Source organism: Pseudomonas sp., from assembly GCF_049590575.1.
Taxonomy (GTDB): domain Bacteria; phylum Pseudomonadota; class Gammaproteobacteria; order Pseudomonadales; family Pseudomonadaceae; genus Aquipseudomonas.
On the sequence record NZ_JBAWDE010000089.1, the window covers coordinates 1 to 3,529 of the forward strand.

Below are 3,529 nucleotides of genomic sequence, written 5' to 3' on the forward strand. Positions count from 1 at the left end.
GACCTGTCCCGCACCCCGGCGCATGCCCGCGCCGAAACCCTGGCCGAGCAGCCGATGTTCCGAGAAGCCTTTCGCCAGCGTCGCTGCCTGCTGCCTGCCAACGGTTTCTACGAATGGCGCGGCACCCAGCGCAAGCGCCCGTATTGGCTGACGCCGGGGGAGGGCTCCACAGTGTTTTTTGCGGCGATCTGGGAAGCCTACCCGGTGCAGGAACAGGTGTGGCTGAGCACGGCGGTGGTGACCCAGGCCGCGCAGAGCCAGCGGCGGCCGTTGATCCTGGATGCGGCGGGGCAGGCGGCCTGGCTTGATCCAGAGACACCGTTGCACGTATTGCAAAGCCTGCTGGCCAGTGAGCCGGCCGCATTGCGCGAACGCGTCCTGGCCAATATGGTCAACGACCCCAAGCTCAATGGGCCAGAGTGCCTCACTCCGGCTTGAATGCGTATGGGGTGTATCTGAAAATCGGCAGCTAAACTTCTTGTGTATCTGGCGCGGATACAAACGAACGCCTACGATACGCGCCATGTTTTCATGGCGTCTTTCAGGGAGAGTGGGTTGATGAAGAAATCATTGGGCATCAGTGTATTGGCGGCAGCAGTGCTGCTGGCCGGCTGTCAGTCGGTCAATACCACCAGCGGTGGCGCGGTTGGGGTCGAGCGCAAGCAGTATATGTTCAGCATGCTGTCGAGCCAGGAAGTCGACCAGATGTATGCCCAGTCCTACCAGCAGACCCTGGGCGAGGCCAGCGGCAAGGGCATGCTCGATAAGACCAGCGCCAACGCCAAGCGCGTGCAGGCCATCGCGAATCGCCTGATCGCCCAGGCGCCGACTTTCCGCCCCGATGCGGCGCAGTGGAAGTGGGAAGTCAACCTGATCAAAAGCGACGAGATGAACGCCAACTGCGGGCCTGGCGGCAAGATCTTCGTGTACAGCGGGTTGATCGACAAGCTCAAGCTCACCGATGACGAGCTGGCCGCGGTGATGGGCCATGAAATCGCCCACGCCTTGCGCGAGCATGGCCGCGAAGCCATGTCCAAGGCCTACGGTATCGAAATGGCCAAGCAGGGCGCCGGTGCATTGTTCGGCCTGGGCCAGGACAGCCTGGCGCTGGCGGACACGGTAGCCAACTATGGCATGACCTTGCCCAACAGCCGCAGCAATGAAAACGAGGCGGACCTGATCGGCCTGGAACTGGCGGCCCGCGCCGGCTACAACCCGAACGCGGCGATCACGCTGTGGAACAAGATGGCCAAGGCTTCGGAAGGTTCGCCGCCGGAGTTCATGAGCACTCACCCAGCCTCCGACAGCCGAATCGCCTCGTTGAGTGCGGCGATTCCAAAGGTGATGCCGCTTTACCAACAGGCCAAAAAGTCCTGATATCCAAACCCTTGTGAAGCTCCAAATGTGGGAGGGGGCTTGCCCCCTCCCACAGTTGATTTGGATTTACAGGTCTAGATCCAGCCGCTGCTCTGCATGGCCTTGTACACCGCAACAATCGCCAGGATGAAAAACGCCGTGGCCGCCAACCGACGAATCAAGGTCAACGGCAGTTTCTCCGCTGCAAAATTCCCCGCCAGAACCACCGGTACGTTGGCAATCAACATGCCCAGGGTGGTGCCGATAATTACCAGCCACAACTCAGGGTATTGCGCCGCCAGCATCACCGTGGCGATCTGCGTCTTGTCGCCGATTTCCGCCAGGAAGAACGCGATCAGCGTGGTCAGGAACGGCCCGAACTTGCGCGTGGTGCTGGCTTCGTCATCGTCGAGTTTGTCCGGCACCAGGGTCCACAACGCCGTGGCGCAGAAGCTCGCCGCGAGTATCCAGTGCAGCACCGCATCCGAAAAGAAACTGCCGAACCAGGCACCCACGGCACCCGCAGCCGCATGGTTGGCCAGGGTCGCGGCGACGATGCCGGCGATGATTGGCCAGGGCTTGCGAAAGCGCGCGGCGAGAATGAGCGCGAGCAGTTGCGTCTTGTCGCCGATTTCGGCCAAGGCGACGACTGCGGTAGGAATGAGTAGTGAATCCAGCATCAGGTAGGTTTCCAGGGGCGGGTCGACACGGCTATGACACGTACAACCTTCCCGCCCCGGGTAAGGTGTGCGTGTCATAGGTCTTGTCAAACCCCGGTCCGTCTGTGCGGACTCCTGGGTCGCATACGCCATGGTCTGTTGACCAAGTATGTTGACGTATGCCGGACGAGCGTGGCGCTCGTGGGAGACTACTCCCCTAGGACGGAGCGGATTCTGCCTAGGCAAAATCCATTCGGCAAGCCTTCTTTTTCAAATTGCCATCAGCCGCGCTTGGCACGGTAAATGCGAAAACCATTGCCCTCGGCCTTGATTGCGCACACGCCCAAGTGCTCCTCGATCAGCGGCTGATACTTGAGGAAACTGTTCGCAACCAAGCGAAGTTCGCCGCCTTTTGCCAGGTGTTTCGCCGCTTTTCGCAGCAGGTTTTCGGTGGCGAAATAATCGGTGTGCACCCCGACATGGAACGGCGGGTTGCTCAAAATCGCGTTCAAACCCATCGGCGCCGCGTCAATGCCATCACCGGTCAGCACCTCGGCTTCCAGGCCATTGGCGGCCAGGGTCAGACGGCTGCTGGCGGCGGCAAAAGCGTCCACATCCAGCATCGTCACGGTGTTGTGCGGGTAGCGACGCTTTACCGCAGCCCCCAGCACGCCCGCGCCGCAGCCAAAGTCCAGCAGATGGCCGCTCGGCAGTTTGTCCAGATGCTCCAGCAGCAGCTCGGTGCCGCGATCCAGGCGACCGTGGCTGAACACGCCCGGCAGGCTCACGACGTTCAGCGGCCCTTCGGCCAGCGGCACCTCGAAGGTCTGCGCCAGGCTCGACAGCTCGACCGCCTGCGGGGCATTGGCCACGCTGACTTGCCACAGCTGGCAATGCCGCGCGTTATCGAGCTTGCGCGGTTTGCCGAAGGGAATCATCTGTTTGGCGGCGCTTTCGATACCGGCTTTTTTCTCCCCGACCAGAAACAGCTCGGCACCGGGCAGGCGCGCGGCCACGGCGTTGAGCAGGTAGTCGGTGAGGTCCTTGGATTTGGGCAGAAAGATCACCGCCGCGTCGAACTCACGCTCGGGCACGTTCACGCCGAACTGGCTGCGCTGCGCGAAGCGCGCGTCGAGCGCCGCCTGGTCGCCGGCATGCCAGCTCCAGCCGTGGGCGTTGGGCAGGCGGCCGAGCAAGTCGTCTGCAGGCAAACCGACCAACAGCAGGTTGCCTTGAAAAAGTTCGGCCTGACGAAGCAGTACTTCACTGCGCGGATCCATGGTCTGCTCCTTGAAAAGGGGCGCAGTTTATCAACTCACAACCCGCAGCGGGGCGCCGCTGAAAAAGCCCCGGGCGTTTTCCGCCAGTTGGCCGACGATACGCTGGCGCGCCTCGCGGCTGCCCCAGGCATTGTGCGGCGTAACGATCAGGCGCGGAATGTCGCCGGCCAGCAGCGGGTTGCCGTTGACCGGAGGCTCCACGCTCAATACATCGGTCGCCGCGCCGCCCAGGTG

The 3,529-nt window shown here is 62.3% G+C and carries 4 protein-coding genes, 1 pseudogene and 1 riboswitch; of the genes and pseudogenes, 2 read left to right on the forward strand and 3 right to left on the reverse strand.

Features of this window, described 5'->3' with window-relative positions; translation table 11 throughout:
• Together WBR57_RS06835 and WBR57_RS06840 are read left to right on the forward strand one after the other, a co-directional pair.
• A partial coding sequence (locus WBR57_RS06835) for an SOS response-associated peptidase (protein ID WP_424083185.1) occupies positions 1-438 on the forward strand: 438 nt, incomplete at its 5' end.
• Positions 439-558: 120 nt separating this feature from the next.
• On the forward strand, positions 559-1,377 hold the full coding sequence (locus tag WBR57_RS06840; protein ID WP_424083186.1) for a M48 family metalloprotease: 819 nt from the start codon (positions 559-561) through the stop codon (positions 1,375-1,377).
• A 74-nt stretch (positions 1,378-1,451) separates the two neighbouring features.
• Here the strand turns inward: WBR57_RS06840 and WBR57_RS06845 are convergent, their stop codons facing one another.
• The 3 genes and pseudogenes from WBR57_RS06845 to WBR57_RS06855 all read right to left on the reverse strand — a co-directional run.
• Positions 1,452-2,036, reverse strand: a complete 585-nt coding sequence (locus tag WBR57_RS06845) for a TMEM165/GDT1 family protein (protein WP_122542462.1) — start codon at positions 2,034-2,036, stop codon at positions 1,452-1,454.
• A gap of 88 nt (positions 2,037-2,124) precedes the next feature.
• Positions 2,125-2,246: riboswitch (yybP-ykoY riboswitch) on the reverse strand.
• A gap of 50 nt (positions 2,247-2,296) precedes the next feature.
• Complete coding sequence (locus tag WBR57_RS06850) at positions 2,297-3,295, reverse strand: methyltransferase (protein WP_424083187.1); 999 nt, start codon at positions 3,293-3,295, stop codon at positions 2,297-2,299.
• 30 nt (positions 3,296-3,325) lie between these two features.
• Positions 3,326-3,529, reverse strand: a pseudogene (locus tag WBR57_RS06855) (glycerate dehydrogenase); the annotation flags it as partial.